Here is a 20,240-nt window from a genome sequence, read left to right as displayed (position 1 = left end):
GCCGGCCCCGCCACGTCGGGCACCAGACCGGCGGGTGTCCCGAGCGTCAACTCGACCAGCCGCGTGGCCACCTCCCCGGCGTCGACCGGTTGCAGCCGCAGGCCGCCCGGGACCGGCACCACGGGCAGCTTCGCCATCGCCGTCAGCAGGGTCAGCACCAGATCGTGGAACTGGGCGGCGCGCAGCACGGTCCATGGCAGGCCGGAGTCGGCCACGGCCCGTTCGGCGTCGCGCTTGGCGCGCAGCCAGGCCAGCGGCACCCGGTCGGCGCCGACGACCGAGACGTGCACCAGGTGCGCCACGTCGGCCCGCCGCGCGGCGCGGACCAGGTTCGCGGCGGCCCGGTCGTCGCCCTTGGGGCCGCCGGCCAGGTGCAGCACGGTCGTCACGCCGCGCAGCGCGGATTCGAGGTCAGCCCCGGTGAGCAGGTCGGCGGTCATGTGGGTGACCCCGTCGGCCGGGGCGCCGCCGCGCCGGCTGAGCACGCGCANCCGCCGGTGACCAGGATGGGTGCGTTCATGTTGCGTCCTCCGTCGGGATCGGTTGCCTCACCCGGTCGACCCGCGGCAGCGGGCCGGTGTGACCGGTGTGACGCGCGTCACTTGCCGTCACGTCGCCGGGCTACGGCGGGTCGGAACGGCAGGCGGAAGGGGAGACGACGATGGACGGGCACGCCGGGCTGGTGGAGCGCTTCGAGCGGGAGCGGCCGCGGCTGCGCGGGGTGGCCTACCGGCTGCTCGGCTCGCTCACCGAGGCCGAGGACGCGGTGCAGGAGACCTGGCTGCGGCTGGCCCGCACCGACGTCGCCGCGGTGGACAACCTGGACGCGTGGCTGACCACCGTGGTGGCCCGGGTCAGCCTGAACATCCTGCGGTCCCGCGCCGCCCGCCGGGAGGACCCGCTGGACGTACGCCTGCCCGACCCGGTGGTCCGGACGCCGCAGCCGGACGCGGACCCGGCGCACGCCGTGGTGCTCGCCGACGCGGTGGGCCTGGCGCTGCTGGTGGTGCTGGACACGCTCACCCCGACCGAGCGGCTCGCGTTCGTGCTGCACGACATGTTCGGGGTGCCGTTCGACGAGATCGNGGCGGCCCGGCAGCTCGCCAGCCGGGCCCGCCGCCGGGTACGCGGGCAGGCGCCCGCGCCGGACCCGGACCTCGCCCGCCAGCGGGCGGTGGTGGACGCCTTCCTGGCCGCCGCCCGCGACGGCGACTTCGACGCGCTGGTCGCGGTGCTGCACCCGGACGTGGTGCTCCGCTCCGACGGCGGCGCCGCCCGCGCCCGGCACACCACCGTGCTCACCGGCGCGACCGAGGTCGCGGCGCAGGCCACCACGTTCGGAAAGCTCTTCCCGTACGCCCGGCCGGTGCTGGTCAACGGTGCCGCCGGGGTGCTGGTGAGCGCCGGCGGCCGACCGCTGTCGGTGATGGCGTTCACGGTCACCTCAGGGCGGGTCGCCGCCGTCGACGTGATCGCCGACCCGCGCCGGCTGGCCGCGCTCGGCCTTGCCGACTGAGCGCCGCCGCGTCCCCTCGACACGGGATCGCCGAAGTGGTGGTGTCCGAGCGTGCCGGATGTCGCCGTTTCCCCGACAATGACAAGGGGGCGGGGGAGCGCCGGTCAGGCGCCGGGGCCGACCAGCAGGGCGGCCACCGTCGCCGTCGTGGCGAGCGCGGCCAGCGCGGCGCTGGTCGCCACGAACCGGCCCAACGGCACGGCCACACCGGCGGCCCGGCAACGCTCGTACCAGATCAGGGTCGCCAGCGACGCCCACGGCGTGGCCAGCGGCCCGACGTTCGTGCCGACCAGCAGCGCCAGCAACTGCGTGTGCCGGTCGGCGGCGATCACCGCCTCGCCGGCCACGTACGCCGGCAGATTGTTGACCGCGTTGCTGAACAACGCGCCGACGGCGCCGGCCCGCAGCGCGCCCTCCGCGCCCGGGTCGGCACCGATCAGCGTCCCCATCACGGTGTCCAGGCCGTGGTGGCCGATGGTCTGCACCACCAGGAACAGCCCGGTCACGAAGACCAGCAGCCGCCACGGCACGAGGGCGGGCCGCAGGCTGCCGCGGGCGCGCACGGCGAAGCCGGCCACCAGGATCGCGGCGGCCACCCCGGAGGCGATGCCGATCTCGACGCCGGCCAGCACCCCGCCGACGAAGATCAGGCAGGCGACCAGCGCGGTGCGGAAGACCACCCGGTCCGGCGGCGCGTACCGGGGCGGCGGGACGAACGGGTCGGCGCCGGCGCGGGCCGGTCGCCAGTACCACCACCACAGGAGCACCATCGTGATCGCGATGGCGACCAGTTGCGGCCACCACATCCGGGCCGCCCACGGCACCGGGTCGAGGCCGATCCGGTCGCTGGCCAGGATGTTGGTCAGGTTGGACACCGGCAGCAGCAGGCTCGCCGTGTTCGCCAGCCAGACCGTGGTCATCGCCAGCGGCGTCGGCGGCACGCCCAGCGTCCGGGCCAGGGCGATCATCACCGGGGTGAGCAGCACCGCCGTGGTGTCCAGGTTGAGCGCGATCGTGGTCACCGAGGCGAAAACCACGCAGAGCCAGAACAGCGCCCGGAAGCTGCCCCGCGCGGTGATCGCGACCCGGGCGGCGAGCGCGTCGAAGACCCCGGCCACCGCGGTCAGCTCGGCCAGCACCACCACCGTGCCGAGAAAGATCAGGATGGGTACGATCCGACGCACGGTCGCCTCGGCGTCGGCGCGCGGGAGCAGGCCGGTGAGCACGCAGAGGACGCCGACCACGGCCAGCGCGACCGCGATCCAGTCCAGTACGTGCAGCCGACGCCAACGGGATCGGTCGGGCGCGGCGGACGGCGGATCGCCGGCNCCCGGTGCCGAGCTGCCGACGGTGTCGATCTGTTGACCGTGGGTGGCCATAATGGCCTCGTGGTTGTAGGCGCGCACCCCACCCGGTCCGACCGTCCCATCGACTTCTTCATCAGCTACTCGCCCGCGGACGAACGGTGGGCGACGTGGCTGGCGTGGGAGTTCGAGGCCGCCGGCTACCGCACGCTGCTCCAGGCGTGGGACTTCGTGGCCGGCACCAACTTCATCGACTTCATGGATCGCGGGGTCCGCGAGGCCGAGGTCGTGGTGGCGGTGCTCTCCGAACGCTACCTGCACTCCACGTACGGCAAGCTGGAGTGGCAGGCCGCGCTGCGCGCCGACCCGGACGGCACCGGCAACAAGCTGGTGACGGTGCGGGTGGAGGACTGCCCGATCGACGGTCTGCTCGCCACCATCACCTACGTCGACCTGGTGGGCGTGGTCGATCCGGCGCAGGCACGCGCCCGGGTGCTGGACCGGATCCGGGAGGCGCTGACCGGCCGGGCCAAGCCGATGCGGCAACCGGCGTTCCCACATCACCCCGCCGAGATGCTGCCCGCGCCGGCCGTCGGGGCGCCCGCCCCGCGCCGCCCCCGGCGTACCCCGATCAACCCGCCGCCGTTCCCGCCGGCCGCGGTGGCGCCACCGACCGCCCGCGACACCGTGACGGTGCTCCAGGTCGCCGGGCCGCGTTTCGGCCGTGGCGTGATCTCCCCGGGCGCCCCGGTCACCCCGGGTGAGCTTCAGGAACACCTGATGGGCGACCTCACGCTGCTGATGAACGACGGGGTGCCCCGGCCGGACCTGCTGGTGGTGGCCGGCAACCTCACCGAGTCGGGCAGTCCGCGCGAGTTCTCCGACGCGTTGAGCTTCCTCACCGGGCTGCGGGTGCTGCTCGGCCTGGAGCCGCACCGCCTCGTCGTGGTGCCCGGCCCCCGCGACGTGACCATGGCCGCCTGCCGGGCGTACTTCGCCACCTGCGAGGCCGACGACGTCGACCCGCAGCCGCCGTACTGGCCGAAGTGGCGGCACTACGCCCGACTCTTCGACGACCTCTACCAGGGCCTCGACGACCGGATCTTCGACAGCGAACAGCCCTGGACGCTGTTCGGAGTCCCCGACCTGCGGGTGGTGGTGGCCGGGTTGAACTCGACCATCGCCATCACCCACCGCGAGGAGGACCGGTACGGCTTCCTCGGCGAGGCCCAGTCGAGCTGGTTCGCCCAACGGCTGCGCCACTACCAGCAGTCCGGGTGGCTGCGGCTGGGCGCGATGGCGCACGCTCCGGGGCCCCGCAGCCCGTACGCCGACGAGGCCCCGCCCGACCGTGTGTCGCTGCGCGACCGGGGCTCGGTCAACCGGCTGGTCGGCCCGATGCTCAACCTGCTGCTCTCCGACGCCGTCCCGGCCGCCCGGGTCGACCCGGTGGTGCCGCTGGTCACCGCCCCGCGCGACGGTCGCGCCCAGGTGCTGCGGCTCGACGCGGACGGGACGACCCGCTGGGTGCTCGGCCGCGACGACCGCCTCGACGTCGGCGAGTCGACGGCGGTGCGCTGGTCCCGCGCCGAGGCCACGTTCGCCGCCGCCGGGCCGGCGCAGGTGCCCGACCCGCGGCGTCCGGTCGCCGGGGAGGGCCCGACCCAGGGCGAGCCCGCCGCCGTGGTGGCGACGCCGGCGACGCCGGTGCAGCGGCTGCTCGACCGGCTCGCCGAGGTGTGCGAGGCCCGCTACGACCGGGTGGTGGTGCGCCGCGTCGACGCCGACCCGCCGCACCTGTACGTGAGCTACCGCTCCGACGGCGTGGTCCGGCAGCAGCGGGTCGGCGCGCACGTGGGCACGCCCGCGCCGGCCGACGTCGACCGGTTCGCCCGCCGGGTGCACGCCACCGACCCGGACATTCCGTCCGAGCTGGTCTACGACGGCGACCGGGTGCCGCGTGGGTTGGCCGAGGAGGCGCAGCGACGCGGGGTGCGGGTGCTGCACCTGACCGAGTTCCAGGGCCTGCTGGACCTACGCGACTACGTGGCCGCGCAGACCGCCCGGCTCCAGGCCGACCGGCTCTATCCGCCCGGCCAGTACGTGCCGCAGCGCTACCGCCACCTGGTCGGCGCCGACCAGCGGATCCGCGAGGACGTGGTGGACGAGCTGCTGGAGACGGTCTCCGCACCGGACGGCCGGTTCGTGCTGGTGCTGGGCGACTTCGGGCGGGGCAAGACGTTCGCGTTGCGCGAGGTGGCCCGCCGGCTGCCCACCGCCGCGCCCGACCTGATCCCGATCCTGGTCGAGCTGCGGGCGTTGGACAAGGCGCACTCCGTGGACGGGCTGGTCGCCGCGCACCTGGCCAACCACGGCGAGCAGGTGATCGACCTGAAGGCGTTCCGCTACATGCTGCGCCAGGGCCGGATCGTGCTGCTCTTCGACGGGTTCGACGAGCTGGTGGCCCGGGTCACCTACGACCGGGCGGCCGACCACCTGGAGACGCTGCTCCAGGCCGCCGAGGGCGCCGCGAAGATCGTGGTGAGCAGCCGCACCCAGCACTTCAAGACCAACTCGCAGGTGCTGACCGCCCTGGGTGAGCGGGTCGGCCTGCTGCCGCACCGCCGGGTGCTGGCGGTGGAGGACTTCACCCCCGGGCAGGTCGAGGCGTTCCTGCGCCACCGCTACGGCGGCGACGAGCGGGCCGCCCGCGAGCGGATGAGCCTGCTCGCCGGCGTGAAGGACCTGCTCGGCCTCTCCCGCAACCCGCGGATGCTCGGGTTCATCGCCAACCTCGACGAGGGGCGGCTGGCCGCCGTGGCGGGGGCCGGCGGCACGTTCAGCGCCGCCGCGCTCTACCGGGAGATCCTGGAGTCCTGGCTGGACTTCGAGGAACGGCGCACGCAGGGCATCCCGGGGGCGCCGGTCAATCTGCGCCGGCCCGAGTTGTGGCAGGCGGTCAGCCGGCTGGCGTTCCAGCTCTGGGAGAGCGGTGAGGCGTACCTTCGCCTGGCCGAACTGACCGAGGCCACCGGCCAGCTCGCCGGCCGGGCCGAGTCGCGGCTGTCCGGGCCGCAGGCCGCGCACGCGGTCGGCGCCGGCAGCCTGCTGGTCCGCACCGACGACGGCCTGTTCGGGTTCATCCACACCTCGGTGATGGAGTGGCTGGTCGCCGAGGGGGTGGCCGAGCAGCTCAACCGGGGTGAGGAACCGGCCGCGCTGGCGGTGCGGTCGTTGTCCGCGCTGGCCGTGGAGTTCCTCGGTGACCTGGCCGACCCGGCCCGCTGCACCGCGTGGACGGCCCGGGTGTTGGGCGACGAGACCGCCGGCGAGACGCTGCGCGCCAACGCGCTGCGGCTCTCCGCCCGGCTGCGCCTGCCGGACCGGGCCGACCTGCGCGGCGCGGTGCTGCGCGGGGAGGACCTGTCCCACCGGGAACTCGCCGGGGCGGACCTGACCGGCGCCGACCTGACCGACACCCGGCTGGTCGCCACGAACCTGACCGAGGCGCGACTGGAGCACGCCCGGCTGCGTGGCGCCCGCCTCGACCAGGCCCGGCTGGCCGGGGCGGACCTGCGCGGCGCGGAACTGGCCGGCGCCCGGCTGTTCCGGGCCGACCTGCGTGGGGCGCGCGTCGCCGGCAGCAGTTGGCACCGCACCGCGCTGATCGACGTCAGCGCCGACCCGGCGCTGCTGCGCGCCCCGGAGCTGCGCGGCGCCGTCGTCGCACCGGGCCGACCGGTGGCGCCGGGCCTGGCCCCGCCCGCGGTGGGCGTCGGGTACGGCTTCGAGGTGGGCCGGCTGCCGGTGCCGGTGGCGTACAGCCCGGACGGCGCGGTGCTCGCCGTGGGCAGCGACGACGGTGGCGTGCTGCTCTGCGACACGGCCACCGGGCTGCCGGTGCGCACGCTCCAGGGGCACCGGTCCCGGGTCTACGCGGTCCGCTACGACGGCGCCTCGCACCAACTCGTCACCGGCGCGGCCGACCTCACCGTACGGCTGTGGGACGCCGACCACGGCGACGTGCGGCACGTCATCGAGGACGTCTTCGCCGGCTGGGTGTGGCCGCTGCTCACCGACGGCCGTCGGGGCCGGCTGGTGGTCGGCGACGCGGCCGGTGTGGTGCGGCTGTTCGACACCCGTACGGCCCGGCTGCGCCACGAGTGGCCCGGGCACGCCGCGCCGATCTGGGGCACCTCGTTCAGCCCGGACGGTCGTCGGGTGGTGGTGGCGGACAGCGCCGGCACGGTCCGCGGCTGGGACGTCCACACCGGGAAACTGGCGTTCGAGGTGCGCGAGCCGGAGGTGGTCTACCGCGTGGTCCACTCGCCGGACGGCCGGCTGCTGGCCGCCGTCGGCCAGCACGGCCGGGTCTGGGTCCGCCGGGCCACCGACGGTGAGCTGCTGCGCCAGCCGCGCGGCCACGAGGCCGACGTGTACGCGCTGGACATCAGCCCGGACGGCACGCTGATGGCCACCGGCGACACGCACGGCGCGCTGCGGCTGTGGGAGACGGAGACCGGCCGGCCGGTGCGGGTGCTCGGCCGGCAGCGCGGCGCCATCTACAGCGTCCGGTTCAACGGCGACGGCAGCCTGCTCGCCACCTCGGCCAGCGACGGCGCGATCCAGCTCTGGGACACCGACGACGGCCAGGTACGCCACGAGCTGACCCGGCACCGCGGCTCGGTCTGGCCGGTGGCCTGGCGGCCGGACCAGCACCAGGTGGCGACCAGCAGCAACGACGGCACCACCCGGCTGTGGGACGTGCGCACCGGGCAGCTCCAGCACACGCTGCGCGGGCACGGCCGGCGGGTCACCGCGCTCTCCTTCCGCGGCGACGGCGAGGTGCTGGCGGCCTGCGGCAACGACGGCGTGGTCCGGCTCTGGGAGCCGCGCACCGGCCGGCTGCTGCGGCAGCTCGCCAGCCCCGCCGACCGGCTGCTCTCGGTCGTCTTCTGCCCGGACGATCCGCTGGTCGCCACGCCCAGCGGTGACGGTGGCGTGCACCTGTGGAACACCGACACCGGCGCGGACGAGCGGGAACTGAACGTGGACACCGACCACGTCTGGGCGGTGGCGTTCAGTCCGGACGGCGACGCCCTCGCGACCGCCAACGACGACGACACCGTCCGCCTGTGGTACCGCCGCACCGGCCGGCACTTCGCCACGCTCACCCCGCACCAGGGCCGGGTGCGCACGGTGGCGTTCAGCCCGGACGGCGAGACCATCGCCACCGGCTGCGACGACCGGACGGTACGCCTCTGGGACGCGGCCACCGCCACCTGCCGGATGACCCTGGAGCACCACACCGACCGGGTCTACTCGGTCGGCTTCAACAGCGAGGGGACGCTGCTGGCCAGCGCCGGCAACGACGGCACCGCGGTGGTCTGGGACGTGGCCACCGGACAGGCGCGTACGGTGCTCACCGAGCACGTCGGGCGGCTCTGGTCGTGCGCGTTCAGCCCGGACGGCAACCTGCTCGCCACCGCCGGCGACGACCTGGTGATCCGGCTCTGGGACCCGGGCACCGGGCGGCTGCACGGCACCCTAGCGGCGCACACCCGGCGGGTCTGGTCGGTGCATTTCAGCCCGGACAGCAGCCTCCTGGCCAGCGCCGGCGACGACGGCACGGTCCGGCTGTGGGACGTGGCCGACCCGGAGCACGCCCAGTTGCGGACCACGCTGATCGGCCTGCCGGAGGGTTGGGCGGCGGTCAGCCCCGACGGCCGGTACAAGCTGGACGGTGATCCGGGCGGCCAGTTCTGGCACGTCATCGGCACCTGCCGCTTCGAGGTCGGCGAGCTGGACCCGTACCTCACCCAGGTCCGCCGCCTGGCCGTCGACGCCCCCTTCTGACCCGGGGGTCAAAGCTTGATCAACACCACCTCGGCCGGCACGGCTTGATCAACACCACCTCGGCGAGGTGGCGGTATCGGACGCGCTCGGACCCCGCCACTTCGCCGGAGTGGTGTCGATCAAGCGGGTGGGGCGGGGCCGGGCCGCAGGCCATGGCCTCCGCTCAACGTCGGGGCGGAAGGTGGGCGACGAACGCCCGCCAGGCGGGTGCCGCGAAGACGAGGACGGGACCGCCCGGATCCTTGGAGTCGCGTACGCCGACGAGGTTGCTCAGGTTGTCGGCCACCTCGACGCAGTCACCACCGTTGTTGCCGCTCTTCGTGCTCTTGCGCCACCGCGCACCGCTCAGGCCCATGAACGTGCCGCTTCCCTAATGACGTCGAGGGAGTGTGCCCTGGACAGCGCCTCGCCACGCAACCGCTCCCAGCGCCGTTCCAGGGTAGCAACCGCCTCGGCTTCCTCGATGATCTGCGCCTCGGCCTGACTGTCCACATGCGCGACCCGTCCGCCGTCAGGCAGCTCCGCCAAGGTGAAGGGTCCGCCGAGTCCGGGGTACATGCCGGCCGCCTGCGGGACGATGTAGACCTGGACTGCGGACAGCTCAGCGCACTCAGCCAGGTAGCCGAGTTGTTCGGCCATCATCCTCCGATCATCGCCGGCGGTACGCCGGAGGACGGACTCGTCGATGACGGCGATCAGGAGCGGCGGGCGGTCTCGACGCAGGATGGCGTGCCGGGCGATACGGGCGGAGGTCAGGCCGGTGATCTCGGCCTCCGACAACGCCTCTCCCGCCAGCGTCGCCCGGGCGTAGGCTTCGGTCTGCAACAGGCCGGGGACCCAGGCCAGTTGGAAGGTTCGGAGCGACAGCGCCTCGCGTTCGAGGTCGGCCCAGGGACGGAACCAGGCCGGCTCCCGGCGCTTGAGCGCGTCCGGCCACAGCTCCTCGGCGTCCTTGCCGAGCAGTTCGGCGACCTGGGCGCGGTGCCGGGTCTGCGGGATCCGCCCCTGGCTCGCCCATCGGGCCGCCGTCTTCGGGTCGACGCCGACCCGCTCGGCCAGACTCTCGGCGGTGTGTCCGGACTCGGCCATCGCGGCCACCACGGCTCGATTCATCCCCGCGTCCTCCTCGAACATCCCGGTCGTCCCGCCGTCATCCTGCAACGCAGTGTGATTGCACCGCAACACTCGGCAGGGTTCTGGTGAGCGGCGTGTTGCGGCGACGGAGGAGGGCACGCGATGGCGGAGGACCAGACGCGGTGTGCGGCCGGACGTACCCGAGGGGGAGCCGGACGAATCGCGGACGGGGCCGGGGAAGACCGCCGTGCACTCGACGGCCGCCCGCGGCGGGCGGAGCTGCCGGAGATCGTTCGGCGGTTCCTGTCTCTCACGGACGAGGAGGCGCTCGCGCCCGCACGGAGATCGCGGTGAGCCGGGGCCGCCGGGAGCACGTCCCGTCGCGGCCGACATGGCGGTGTCGGGCCTGCGGGATCGCCTGGCCCTGCTCGGCGGCGAAGCTGCGACTGCTGGCCGCCTACCGGGAGGCCCGGTCCGGGCTGCTGTTCCACCTGGCGCTGCTGTGGGCGGAGGCCGAGGCGGACCTGCCCGCGCCTGACGGTGGGAACGCGGACCGCTACCAGCGTTTCGTGGGCTGGGCGAGGTGCCGGGGTGGGCGGTGAGGGCCGCCCACCCCGGCTCACGAACCGGTCAGCGCCGCCACTTCTGGTTGGCGGTGCCGCCGCACTCCCAGATCTGCAACCGGGTGCCGTCGGCCGAGCTGTTGCCGGTGGCGTCCAGGCACTTGTTGGCCTGCGGGTTCACGATGTCGCCGGCCGAGCTGAACACCCACTTCTGCGCCCCGGAGCCGTTGCAGTCGTAGAGCTGCACCTTGGCGCCGTTGGCGGTCGACCCGGACGCCACGTCGAGGCACTTGCCGAGGGCACGCACCGATCCGTCGGCGTTCCAGGTCCAGCGCTGGGCGGCGGTGCCGTTGCAGGTCCAGAGTTGCACGGCGGTGCCGTTGGCGGTGCTCGCGCTGGCCACGTCGATGCACTTGTTGCCGTACCCGACGATCTGCCCGCCGGTGCCCCCGCCGCCGTTGTCCCAGGCCTGAACCCGGACGTAGTCGATGGTCATGGTCTGCGGGAACGTGGTGGCGCTGTTCGGCGAGCCGGGCCAGTTGCCGCCGACCGCGACGTTCATGATCATGAAGAACGGGTGGTCGAAGACCCACCGGTTGCCGCCCGCGTCGGCCGGCGTCTTGCGGGAGTACGCGACGCCGTCGAGGTACCAGGTGATCGAGTCGGGCGCCCAGTCCACGGCGAACGTGTGGAACGCGTCGGCGAGCGCCTGCCCGTTGGGCAGCGAGGTGGACGCGCCGATGCCGTTGCCGCCGGAGTAGCCCGGACCGTGCAGCGTGCCCCACACCGTGGACGGCGAGGAGCCGACGTTCTCCATGATGTCGATCTCGCCGCTGTTGGGCCACGGGTTGCTGCCGATGTCGTTGCCGAGCATCCAGAACGCCGGCCACAGCCCCTGGCCGCGCGGGATCTTGATGCGGGCCTCGAACCGCCCGTACGCCTGGGCGAACGTGCCGTTGGTGAGCAGCCGGGCCGAGGTGTACTGGCAGCTTCCGTACCAGCAGCCGTAGCCGCCCGGGTTCTCCTTGCGGGCGGTGATGACCAGGTTGCCGTTGCCGTCGAGCGCGGCGTTGCGAGTGCTGTTGGTGTAGTACTGGAGTTCGTTGTTGCCCCAGCCGCTGCCGCCGATGTCGTAACGCCACTTGCTCGCGTCGGGGGCGGCGCCGGCCGGGCCGTTGAAGTCGTCGGACCAGGTGACCGCGCCGGGGGCGGCCACCGCTGGGGTGCTCGGGACGGTGGTGAGGGCGGCCGTGAGGCCGATCGCCGCCGTCGCCAGGGCGGCGACGGTACGGAAACTGCGCACGGGTGCCTCCTGCGGTGGTGGGGGTCGTCCGGCGTCCCCGGGGGATGCGTCCGCCGAACGGTAAACAAAGTTCATAAAAAACCTTCGATGAAGGTATGAACGAAGTCGCCCGCTGTCAACCGGCCCCGGGCCCGCGCTCCCGCTCGGCCTCGGCGATCTCCCGCTCCACCCGGTCCAGCCAGAGGTCGACCTGCCACTCGTCGTACCCGTTGAAGCGCACCCGGAAGACCACGTCGTGCACCTCCTGGGCGGTCACGAGCGGGAACGTCAACACGCCGTGCCGGTAGTGGTCGAGCGTCCGCTCGACGCGATCGGCGAACATGTCGACCTCTCTGCTGTCGTAACCCCGGCGCAGGCGTCGGCGCGCGAAGCGTTGCCCCCGTGGCATCGACCTCTGTCCTGTCGCGATCGGGATGACGTCCTCGCCCGGGTCGGGCTCCCGCCGGTCGGTCAGGGGTGGGACCAGGGCGCGGACCTCGTCGGCGGTCAACTCGATGCGGATGGGGGTGCCCGGATTCACCACCATGGTGATGCCGGACGGCCACACCGATGCCACCTCGCGGAAGGGCCAGGGACCGGCCGGCTCCTCGGAAAGGCGCTGCGGTGCGGTGACCACCGTGATGGAACCGGCCCCCCACTTCTGGAAGCGTCGCACGGCGGTGACTGGTCCCGACCCGACGGGCAGAAACTCGTTGTCCGGCAGCCAGACCTCCGCCGTCAGCAGGATCCGCACCGCCTCCTCGATGGAGGACCGGACCGTGGCCGCCAGTTGCCGTTCCACGTCGTTCAGCGGGATGAACTGCGTCTCCACCTCGCCCGGCGAGGGCGCGGTGGCCGGCTCCGCGGTGTGGCGCGCGGACCGTCCCCATCTCGGGGTGTCCGATGGTTGCGCCTCGGCGGCGGGTGCCGGGGTGGGCGGGCTGAGGTAGTCGTCCACGACCTGCCGCACCACCTCGGCCGGTAGGACGGCGATCTCGCCCCGGGGCCCCCGCAGGCCGGTCCGGCCGTTCACCATGCCGACGACATAGCCGGTGGAGGGCCGCCACACGGGAGCACCGGTCATCGGCGGCCGCAGGGCCAGCGACTCCGTGTCCTCGGTCAACTCCAGGTGCGCCAGCCCGCCGGACGCCACCGAGGTGATCCGGGCCGATCGTGTGGACGAGGAGGTCAGGATGTGTGCCGATTCGCCGGCCCTCGGCACGCCGAATCCGACCTGAACCAGGTCGTGCCCGGGCGGGTCCCCCTCGATGCGGAGGATCGCCACGTCGAGTTCGTCGAAGGTGGACTCATGTGGAGGCCACGCGGCGATGGCCGCGGTGTGAACGGACCTCTCGCGACCGATGCGCACCGAGACCTGACCGTACGGCCACGCGGAGGCCACCGCGTTGTTGCCCAGCGCGCTGTTGACCACGTGGGCGCAGGTGGCCAGGTAACGCAGACCCACCATGAACCCGTGGCCGACGACCTGACCGTAGGCGTCCAGCACCTCGCCGACCACGGGTTCGGCGGGAGCGGGTGGGGAATGGACGGCATCCGCGGTGCTCGGCTCCGCCGGTGTGGCGATGCCCGCCACCCGGGCGAGGATCTCGGCCCGGAGCTTCGCGAACGGACGGCTGTCCGCCGGCAAATCCAGCGCACCGGACGCGGTGGGCACCGCGGCGGCGAGGCCGGCGCCGGGCAGCCGCAGCCGACGCTCGATGAACGCGGACACCTCCCGGTCGACCCGGTCCGCCTCGTGCCGCTGCAACGTGCCGAGCAGGAGATCGCGGACGCCGTCGACGAACTCGTACCGGTCGTCGGTCGCCGGCTCGTCGGTGACGGTGGCGACCAGACCGCTGAACAGGATCTCCGCCAGGTGCGCCGGTGAGGAGCGCGGCATCATCGTCGCCTGCACGGTCCGCATCAGCGGGAGGCTCAGCGGTGCCGCGGACAGGTAGGTGACCAGCTCGTACGCCTCCGGCGTGGCCTCGGCCCGGAACGACCTGACCCGCTCGAAGGCGTCCCGGGGCTCCCGCCGCGAGGCCGGCGCGCCGGGCGCGGTGTCCATCGGGAAGACGACCGACACGTCGACCCCGCCCTGCGCGTTGCCGCTGGTCAGCCGCGCCCAGGGGCCCAGCCATCCGGCGTCGACCTCCAGCACGGGTACGGGCAGCTCGGCGGCGTGCTGGCGACGTCGGTAACTGACGAAGGACAGCCGGTCGTTGGGCGCGCCCGGCGACGGGGTGTCCAACCGTCCGGGTACGGGGCGTAGCGCGGTCCGTTCCCAGAGGTGGGCGGGCAGCGGTTGCAGGATGGCCACCGGGCCGGCGCGGCCCCATCGGTGGACCACCTCGCCGAGATGCCCGGCGCGCCACGCCTCGCCGATGCCGTCGGTCAGCAGCAGGATCAACCGGCGACCGGTCGGGTCGATCAGCTCGGACGGACTACGCGGGGTGCTGCCTGCGCCCCGCCCGGACGTGGTCACCCACGGCCGGCCCTCCGCGTCCACATGCAGGTGACGCAACCGCACGTCCCGGAACGCGCCGAGTCGCCGGAACACGCCGGACAACTCCAGGGCGAGCCGCCCCCAGAGCTGCCCGCCGGCACCCAGGTCCGCGACGAGCACCAGGTCCAGCCAGGGTTCCCGGGCCGGCCGCAACACCGGCAGCCAGATCCCGCGCTCGGCGATCCGGCGTACGGTCGCCTCCTCGTCGAGGACCAGCCGATGCCGGGAGTCGACCGTACGCTTCAGCGGGCGCAGCGCCCGCATCAGGCGCAGGGTGTCCGGGATGGCCGGTGCGGCGTGCGCCAGCAGCGGCGCCGCCGGGTTCGCCTCGGCGCGGTGCGACCGCGGAGGACGCAGGTGCAGCGGCAGCAGCTCCTCCGCCGGTGGCTCGGGCGTCTCCTCGGCCGGCTCCGGTGCGCCCGGGTCGAGCCGTCGGTCCGCCGTCGCCGGCTCGCCCGACCCGGTCCGCTCCGGCGGGTCGGTGCCCTCGTCGACGGGCGCGGCCCGCTCCCCTCGGTCGGCGGGTGGCCCGGCCGCCGGCCGGGACGGCAGGTGCTGCGCCAGCCACAGGGCCTCCGCGAGCCCCCGGGCGTCCAGGTCCACGCCGGCCCGGGCGAAGACCCGCGACACCTGTGCGACGGACACGACTAGGAGAGTTCGGCCAGGTACTGCAGGACGAGGTTCGCCAGCCGCTCCGGATCCAGTTGGTCGCCGGGGACGTGCCGGGTGAGGTACACCGCGTTGAGGAGCTGGTCCGTGGCGAGTTCACCCTGTTCCCGGCGGTCGAGGAAGGCACGGACCAGGCGCCGGGCACGGTCGTCCAGGTCGGCGCCGAGATGAGCCCGGACGATGTCGTCCAACCGGTCCTCGTCCGGCGGTCGTAGCTCCATCCGGACGCAGCGCCGCAGGAACGCCGGTGGGAAGTCCCGCTCGCCGTTGCTCGTCAGGACCACGATGGGGAACGTCGTGCAGCGGACGAAGCCGTTGCGCACCGTGACCCGACGGCCGTCCGAGGTGCCGATCGTCACCTGCGGGACGGCCTCGGCGAGCCGGGACAGCTCCGGTATCTCGTACTCGCCCTCCTCGAACGCGTTCAGCAGGTCGTTGGGCAGGTCGATGTCGCTCTTGTCGATCTCGTCGACGAGCAGCACCCGTTCCCGCTCGCTCGGCGTCAGGGCGGTGCCGAGCGGGCCGAGGCGCAAGAACCGCCCGACGTCCGGCGGCTCCTGCGCGGTGCCGCGCAGGTTGTGCTCCTCGATGCGGCCGATCGCGTCGTAGTGGTAGAGGCCGTCGCGGACCGTCGTGCGACTGGTGATCGGCCAGCGCAGGACCGGACCCAGCCCCAGTTCGTGTGCGATCGCGTACGCGAGGGTCGACTTGCCCACCCCCGGCTGCCCGGTCACCAGCAGCGGACGCCGCAGGTAGATCGCGGTGTTGACGAGGTTGAGGGTCTCCTCGTCGGCCTGGTACGTCCGGGCCTGCTCGGCGCGCTGGGTCCGGTTCTGCGTGCCGTCGAACGTCCGCCACGGGGGTGGTTCCGGCAGCCGGTCGATGCCGTCGTGCGGCTCGCCGCTTCCCTGGAAGACCCACCACGAGTTCACGCGACCTCCGCTTCGCCGGGCGGCAGCATCTGTTGCCGGGGCGGACGCCGCCTCGGATCGTCCCAGAGCAGCACCAGATCCCGTCCCCAGTGTCCGTCCGCCGCCGCGGCCCGCCGCAGTTCGAGGAACCGCTGCGGAAGCGCGTCGTGACGGGTGTCCGCCAGCCAGTCCTGGAGCCCGTCCTGGAACAGCCGCACCGGGCAGGCGTCGCCGGCACACTCCTGGCAGCGGGTGCCGCACCAGGTCAACGCCGGTACGCCCTCCGGCAGCGCCACCTCCAACGCGACCCGCGACGGCGCGGCGTCCGGTGGGCCGGGAAGCGCGACGGTGGACAGTTGCGGCTGGGCGCCGAACCAGGCCCACATCGCCGCGTGGCTGCGCCGGTCACCGCAGGAGATGGAGGCCAGGCCGGAGCGGAGGAACTGCCGGGCCGTGGTGTTCCACCGCCGCTTGAGGAAGGCCAGGCTCTCGGCGTCCTCCAGTCGTTCGAGGTCGCGGACCACGACGGCGTACTTGCTGCCCAGCGTCTCCCACCTGCGCGAGCGCCACAGGGCCCAGGAGTGGACCGGCTCGTTGAGGAGTTCCTGCGGCAGGATGAACTCGATCATGATGTCCCGCTCGTGCGCCGTCAGGTGCCGGATCTGCTCGACGAGCGTGTCCTGCACCCGTTTCTCGGCGTCCGGCCACGGCACCGCCTCGAGATCGTCGACGACCGGTACGACGTGGTCGGCGTCCACGTAGCGCCACATGGTCACGTGGTAGCGCCGGTGGTTGTTGCCCGCCGGGCGCAGCCGCACCATGACCGAGACCGGGTCCGCGGCCGACGTCCCGGTCAGCCGGTCCACGATCGGCGCGACGACCCCGAGGCGTCCCGTCCGGTACAACACCCAGTCGCGCAACTCGGGCCGGTCGGTGTGCCGTCCGGCCAGGTCGGCGGCGTAGGTCAACACCTGCGGTGGTTCGCCGGCGGGCGGTGCCACGAGGTTCATCAGGTCCGCCGCCACGTCGCCGTAGTCGTGGCGCGACACGGACGAGAGCTTGACCAGCGGCCCGGCCGACCGTTCGTAGTCGGCCCGGTGCTCCTCGGCCCGGATCTCGGGCAGCGTGGCCAGGATGCCGCGTAGCTCCCGCTCCTCGACCGGCGTGACGTACCTGGCCGAGCGGTCGGCGTCGAACGTCGGTCGGCGGTCGTGGTCGGGCTGTCGGTGGTGGTGCAGGTCGTGTGCCCGCCACAGGTCGCGGTGCGTGGCCGGGGCCAGGTCCCGCAGGCCTGCCAGGGGGACGACGAAGCCACCGCCGTGCTCCCGCTTGGCCTTGACGACTCCCCAGACGCCCCCGCTCTCCGGGTCGAGGACGGGCCCGCCCGACATGCCCTGGGTGACGTCCTCGTGCGAGATCTTCAGCAGCTCACCGGGCGGGAAATCGTATCTGCCGGTGACCCGCAGCAGCCCGACGGCGGGTTTCAGCGACGGCGCGAAGGTGCTTGAGTAGCCCGCCCCGAAGCAGGGACGGCCCAGACCGGGCATCCGGTTGGTGAGCCAGACGCACGGGTGCTCCGTCAGGCCGTCGAGCCGGATGACGGCGAGGTCCGGCCACGGCCACAGCGTCGCGTCGTTGGCCGGCGCCGCCGAGGCCTCCCGCACCGTGCCGGGGTGAGGGAGGCCCTGCCACCACACGGTGACCCGACCCGCGGTCGGGCCCGCGACGTGGGCGCAGGTGAGGACCGTGCCGGGAGCGACGAAGAAGCCGCTGCCCGGCAGCCGCCCGTCGACCCGTACGAGGCATTCGGTGAGATGGCCCTCGGCCCAGGCCGCCACCGCGTCCGACACCTGCGCGGGGTCACTCGGCAGCGGCATCCGGAACCGTCGCGGGGGCNCCACCAGGCCCTGGGCGCCGATCTCCAGATCGAGGCCGAGTTCCACCGACATGGTGTCGGGCCGTGCGGCCCGCACCCCGTTGCGGACGTTGGTGGCCACCGCGGTGAGGGTTTCCGACAGCCCGGTCAACGGCAGGAGCCGGTTACCGAAGCCGACGTCGCTGACCCCGTTGCTCTCGATCGTCGCCCACGCGATCTGACCGTCGGGTAGCTCGACCTGGACAATTTCCCGCACGCGTCGCCCCTCCAACTGACGGATAGAAGGGTGAAGGATATTGCGGCCGGCGACGATGCGAGGCTTTCACGTTTGTCTGACTTCTGACTGTTCCCGTCGGCCAGGGTGGTCCGCCCCGATGTCCGCGGGCAGGGTCGGCCGTGGTGGTGCCACCGGCGGGCGGCGCATCGCGCGCCACGGCCCGCCCAGCAGCGGCGTGAGCACCACCAGCAGGTAACAGGCGCCGATGGTCAGCAGCGTCGGCGTGGTGCCGAACCGGTCGGTGGCCAGCCCGGCGCCGAGTGCGCCGACCGGCATGGCGGCCCAGGCGCCGGCGCCGATCACCCCGTACACCCGGGCCCGCATGGCCGCCGGCACCCGCTCCAGCTCCACCGCGCCGATCAGCGGGTTGATCGCACCGGCGGCCAGCCCCGCCACCGCCACGACCGCCACCATCACCGGCAGCGGCGGCGCGGCGGCGAGCGCCCACAGCGGCGGCGGCCCGCACACCGCGAAGGCGATGACGAACGTGGCTCGCCGGGGCAGCCGGTGCCCCACGGCGCTGAACACCAGCGAGCCGACCAGCGCGCCGCCGCCCATGGTGCCCACCAGCAGGCCGAACGCGGCCGGCCCGCCCAGGTCACGGTCGGCGACGACCGGCAGCAGCACGTTGCTCTTCGCCGCGTCGAAGAGGTTGGTCACCAGCACCAGCAGGACCAGTGCGCGCAGCAGCGGCTCGCGGACCAGGAAACGCAACCCGGCGGCGAACTGCCGCCAGTAGCCGCCGGCCTCCGCCCCGGCCTCCTCGGTCGACGGGCGCAGGCCGCGCGGCACCAGGACCGTCACGACCAGCGCGGAGACCGCGAACGTCGCCGCGTCCACGGCCAGCACCGGCAGCGGACCCAGCACGCCGACCAGCAGCCCGGCCACCGGTGCGCCGATCATGCGGGCGCCGCGCGAGGTGGCCTCCAACCAGCCGATCGCCCGTTCGATCGGCACCCCGGCGGCGGCCGCCGCCTCCGGCAGCAGCGCGGTGCGGGCGGTCTGCCCCGGCGTGTCCAGCAGCCCGCTGACGAAGACCAGCGCCAGCAGCGCCGGGAACGGCAGGCCGACGGTGGCGTGCAACACCGGTACGGCGGCGACCGTCACGCCGGAGACCACGTCGGCCAGCACGCTGGCCCGCCGGTAGCCGATCCGGTCGACCAGCACGCCGCCGAACGCGCCGCCGAGCACCACCGGCGCGGTGGCGAACGCGCCGGCCAGCCCGGTGGCCGCCGGCGAACGGGTCTCGGCCAGCACGTAGAGCGGCAACGCGATCAACGTCAGCACGTTGCCGGTCAGCGAGACGGTGTGCCCGATCAGCAGCCCGGCCAGCGGTCGGCGGTCCCGGCTCACTGCGGCCCCCGGTAGGCCTGCCAGATCAGCGTGACCATCTCCGCGCCGGGTCGCCCCGGCGTGCCCCGGGCCTGCCAGCGCCGGCCCAGCTCGGACAGCTCGTCGCGCAGCTCGCCCAGCTCGTCGGGGGTCAGGTGCACCACGGTGTCGCTGCTGGTGGTGCCGCGTACCCAGGCGAGGTCGAGGCTCACCTCCGTCTCCAGGTAGGCCTGGTAGCGGGCCACGTAGCGCTCCATCGCGGCCCGCCGTAGCAGGCTGCCGGCGAGTCGCCGCTCCGGGTCGTCGAGCAGCTCGACCGGATCCCAGTCGGTGGTGGCGTGCGCGGCCCGCCACCACCGCTCACGACGGTTGCGGGCCAGGTCGGGGGCCTCGGTCACGAAGCCGTGCTCGGCCAACTTGCCGATGTGCCAGCTCACCGAGCCGACCGCCTCGCCGACGCGCTCGCTGAGCATCCCCACGGTCTGCGGGCCGCGCAGGCGCAGCTCGCCGAGCAGCCGCAGCCGGGTGGGGTGGGCCAGCGCCCGCATGGCCCGTGGATCGCTCAGGTGGGCATGGTTCGACTCGTCCGCCATGGCGACAGGTTAGACCGACAAGACTCGGCGTACAAGAAGTCTTGTGTTTCAGTCGAGGCAGAACTCGTTGCCCTCCGGGTCCGCCAGCACGAGGTGGCCGGCGCCCAACGGGGNGGGCGACCCGGGTGGCGCCGTGGGAGACGAGCCGGTCGGCCGCCGTCTCCAGCGCCGCCATCCGGGCCTCGCCGGTGAGCCCGGGCGCGGCCCGGACGTCGAGGTGCACCCGGTTCTTGACCCGCTTGGGCTCCGGCACCCGCTGGAAGAACAGCCGGGGCCCGGAGCCGTCCGGGTCGACCACGGCCGAGGCGTCGTGGTGCCGCTCCGGCGGCACGCCCATGGCGGTCAGCGCCGCCTCCCACGAGTCGAAGCCCTCGGGCGGCCTCTGGACCCGGTAGCCGAGCGCCTCGGCCCAGAACGCCGCCAGCGTGGCCGGGTCGGCACAGTCGAAGGTGAATTGCACGTCACGGGCCATCTGGGCTCT

At 73.8% G+C, this 20,240-nt stretch carries 12 protein-coding genes and 3 pseudogenes; 3 read left to right on the top strand and 12 right to left on the bottom strand.

All coding sequences use genetic code 11. From position 1 onward, the window contains the following. A partial coding sequence (locus tag B1205_RS02690) for an SDR family oxidoreductase (protein ID WP_254909660.1) occupies positions 1-485 on the bottom strand: 485 nt, incomplete at its 3' end. Positions 486-661: 176 nt separating this feature from the next. Here B1205_RS02690 and B1205_RS02685 point away from each other — a divergent pair. Beyond that, positions 662-1,516 carry a sigma factor gene (locus tag B1205_RS02685; RefSeq protein ID WP_089154140.1) on the top strand — a complete coding sequence of 285 codons (855 nt, stop codon included), beginning with the start codon at positions 662-664 and terminating at the stop codon, positions 1,514-1,516. 104 nt (positions 1,517-1,620) lie between these two features. Here the strand turns inward: B1205_RS02685 and B1205_RS02680 are convergent, their stop codons facing one another. Continuing rightward, a complete protein-coding gene (locus tag B1205_RS02680) occupies positions 1,621-2,895 on the bottom strand; it encodes an SLC13 family permease (RefSeq protein ID WP_089154139.1) in 1,275 nt (424 codons plus the stop codon). 9 nt (positions 2,896-2,904) lie between these two features. Here B1205_RS02680 and B1205_RS02675 point away from each other — a divergent pair, with 9 nt between their 5' ends. Further along, on the top strand, positions 2,905-8,676 hold the full coding sequence (locus tag B1205_RS02675) for a TIR domain-containing protein (RefSeq protein WP_089154138.1): 5,772 nt from the start codon (positions 2,905-2,907) through the stop codon (positions 8,674-8,676). A 163-nt stretch (positions 8,677-8,839) separates the two neighbouring features. Here B1205_RS02675 and B1205_RS02670 read toward each other — a convergent pair whose 3' ends face one another. Both B1205_RS02670 and B1205_RS02665 read right to left on the bottom strand, forming a co-directional pair. Further along, entirely contained in the window at positions 8,840-9,031 is a 192-nt protein-coding gene (locus B1205_RS02670; protein ID WP_089154137.1) for a DUF397 domain-containing protein, read from the bottom strand. Further along, the gene (locus tag B1205_RS02665; RefSeq protein ID WP_089154379.1) at positions 9,022-9,789 is read right to left on the bottom strand and encodes a Scr1 family TA system antitoxin-like transcriptional regulator; all 768 of its coding nucleotides are present in this window, start codon (positions 9,787-9,789) and stop codon (positions 9,022-9,024) included. The genes B1205_RS02670 and B1205_RS02665 overlap by 10 nt, the downstream gene beginning before the upstream one ends. Positions 9,790-10,100: 311 nt before the next feature. Between B1205_RS02665 and B1205_RS02660 the strand changes: the two genes are divergently transcribed. Then, the gene (locus B1205_RS02660; RefSeq protein ID WP_089154136.1) at positions 10,101-10,352 is read left to right on the top strand and encodes a hypothetical protein; all 252 of its coding nucleotides are present in this window, start codon (positions 10,101-10,103) and stop codon (positions 10,350-10,352) included. A gap of 28 nt (positions 10,353-10,380) precedes the next feature. On the opposite strand, the gene B1205_RS02655 is transcribed toward B1205_RS02660, so the two are convergent. From B1205_RS02655 to B1205_RS02625, 8 genes and pseudogenes are all read right to left on the bottom strand, one after another. Further along, positions 10,381-11,616, bottom strand: a complete 1,236-nt coding sequence (locus B1205_RS02655) for a glycoside hydrolase family 16 protein (protein ID WP_089154135.1) — start codon at positions 11,614-11,616, stop codon at positions 10,381-10,383. Positions 11,617-11,737: 121 nt separating this feature from the next. Further along, positions 11,738-12,004, bottom strand: a pseudogene (locus B1205_RS30785) (DivIVA domain-containing protein); the annotation flags it as partial. 636 nt (positions 12,005-12,640) lie between these two features. Next, positions 12,641-14,704 (bottom strand): annotated as a pseudogene (locus tag B1205_RS32690) (SAV_2336 N-terminal domain-related protein); the annotation flags it as partial. A 44-nt stretch (positions 14,705-14,748) separates the two neighbouring features. Then, positions 14,749-15,702 (bottom strand): AAA family ATPase, encoded by a 954-nt coding sequence (locus B1205_RS02645; RefSeq protein ID WP_089154133.1) that lies wholly within the window; start codon positions 15,700-15,702, stop codon positions 14,749-14,751. After that, on the bottom strand, positions 15,699-17,558 hold the full coding sequence (locus B1205_RS02640) for a VMAP-C domain-containing protein (protein WP_441338438.1): 1,860 nt from the start codon (positions 17,556-17,558) through the stop codon (positions 15,699-15,701). Before B1205_RS02640 ends, B1205_RS02645 begins: the two co-directional genes overlap by 4 nt. 321 nt (positions 17,559-17,879) lie before the next feature. Beyond that, positions 17,880-19,187 (bottom strand): MFS transporter, encoded by a 1,308-nt coding sequence (locus tag B1205_RS02635; protein ID WP_089154131.1) that lies wholly within the window; start codon positions 19,185-19,187, stop codon positions 17,880-17,882. Further along, complete coding sequence (locus B1205_RS02630; protein WP_089154130.1) at positions 19,184-19,759, bottom strand: helix-turn-helix domain-containing protein; 576 nt, start codon at positions 19,757-19,759, stop codon at positions 19,184-19,186. Before B1205_RS02630 ends, B1205_RS02635 begins: the two co-directional genes overlap by 4 nt. 48 nt (positions 19,760-19,807) lie before the next feature. After that, positions 19,808-20,231 (bottom strand): annotated as a pseudogene (locus tag B1205_RS02625) (VOC family protein). Between the last annotated feature and the right edge of the window lie 9 nt (positions 20,232-20,240).

Origin of the sequence: Micromonospora sp. NBS 11-29, from assembly GCF_002140155.1 — a bacterium.
In the GTDB taxonomy this organism is placed as follows: domain Bacteria; phylum Actinomycetota; class Actinomycetes; order Mycobacteriales; family Micromonosporaceae; genus Micromonospora.
This window is presented reverse-complemented; position numbering and strand designations above follow the sequence as displayed.

Bases quoted from the DNA above. Each gene is read 5' to 3' on its own strand.
- B1205_RS02670 (WP_089154137.1), bottom strand. From the start codon at position 9,031: ATGGGCCTGAGCGGTGCGCGGTGGCGCAAGAGCACGAAGAGCGGCAAC.
- B1205_RS02665 (WP_089154379.1), bottom strand. From the start codon at position 9,789: ATGAATCGAGCCGTGGTGGCCGCGATGGCCGAGTCCGGACACACCGCC.
- B1205_RS02640 (WP_441338438.1), bottom strand. From the start codon at position 17,558: ATGCCGCTGCCGAGTGACCCCGCGCAGGTGTCGGACGCGGTGGCGGCC.
- B1205_RS02630 (WP_089154130.1), bottom strand. From the start codon at position 19,759: ATGGCGGACGAGTCGAACCATGCCCACCTGAGCGATCCACGGGCCATG.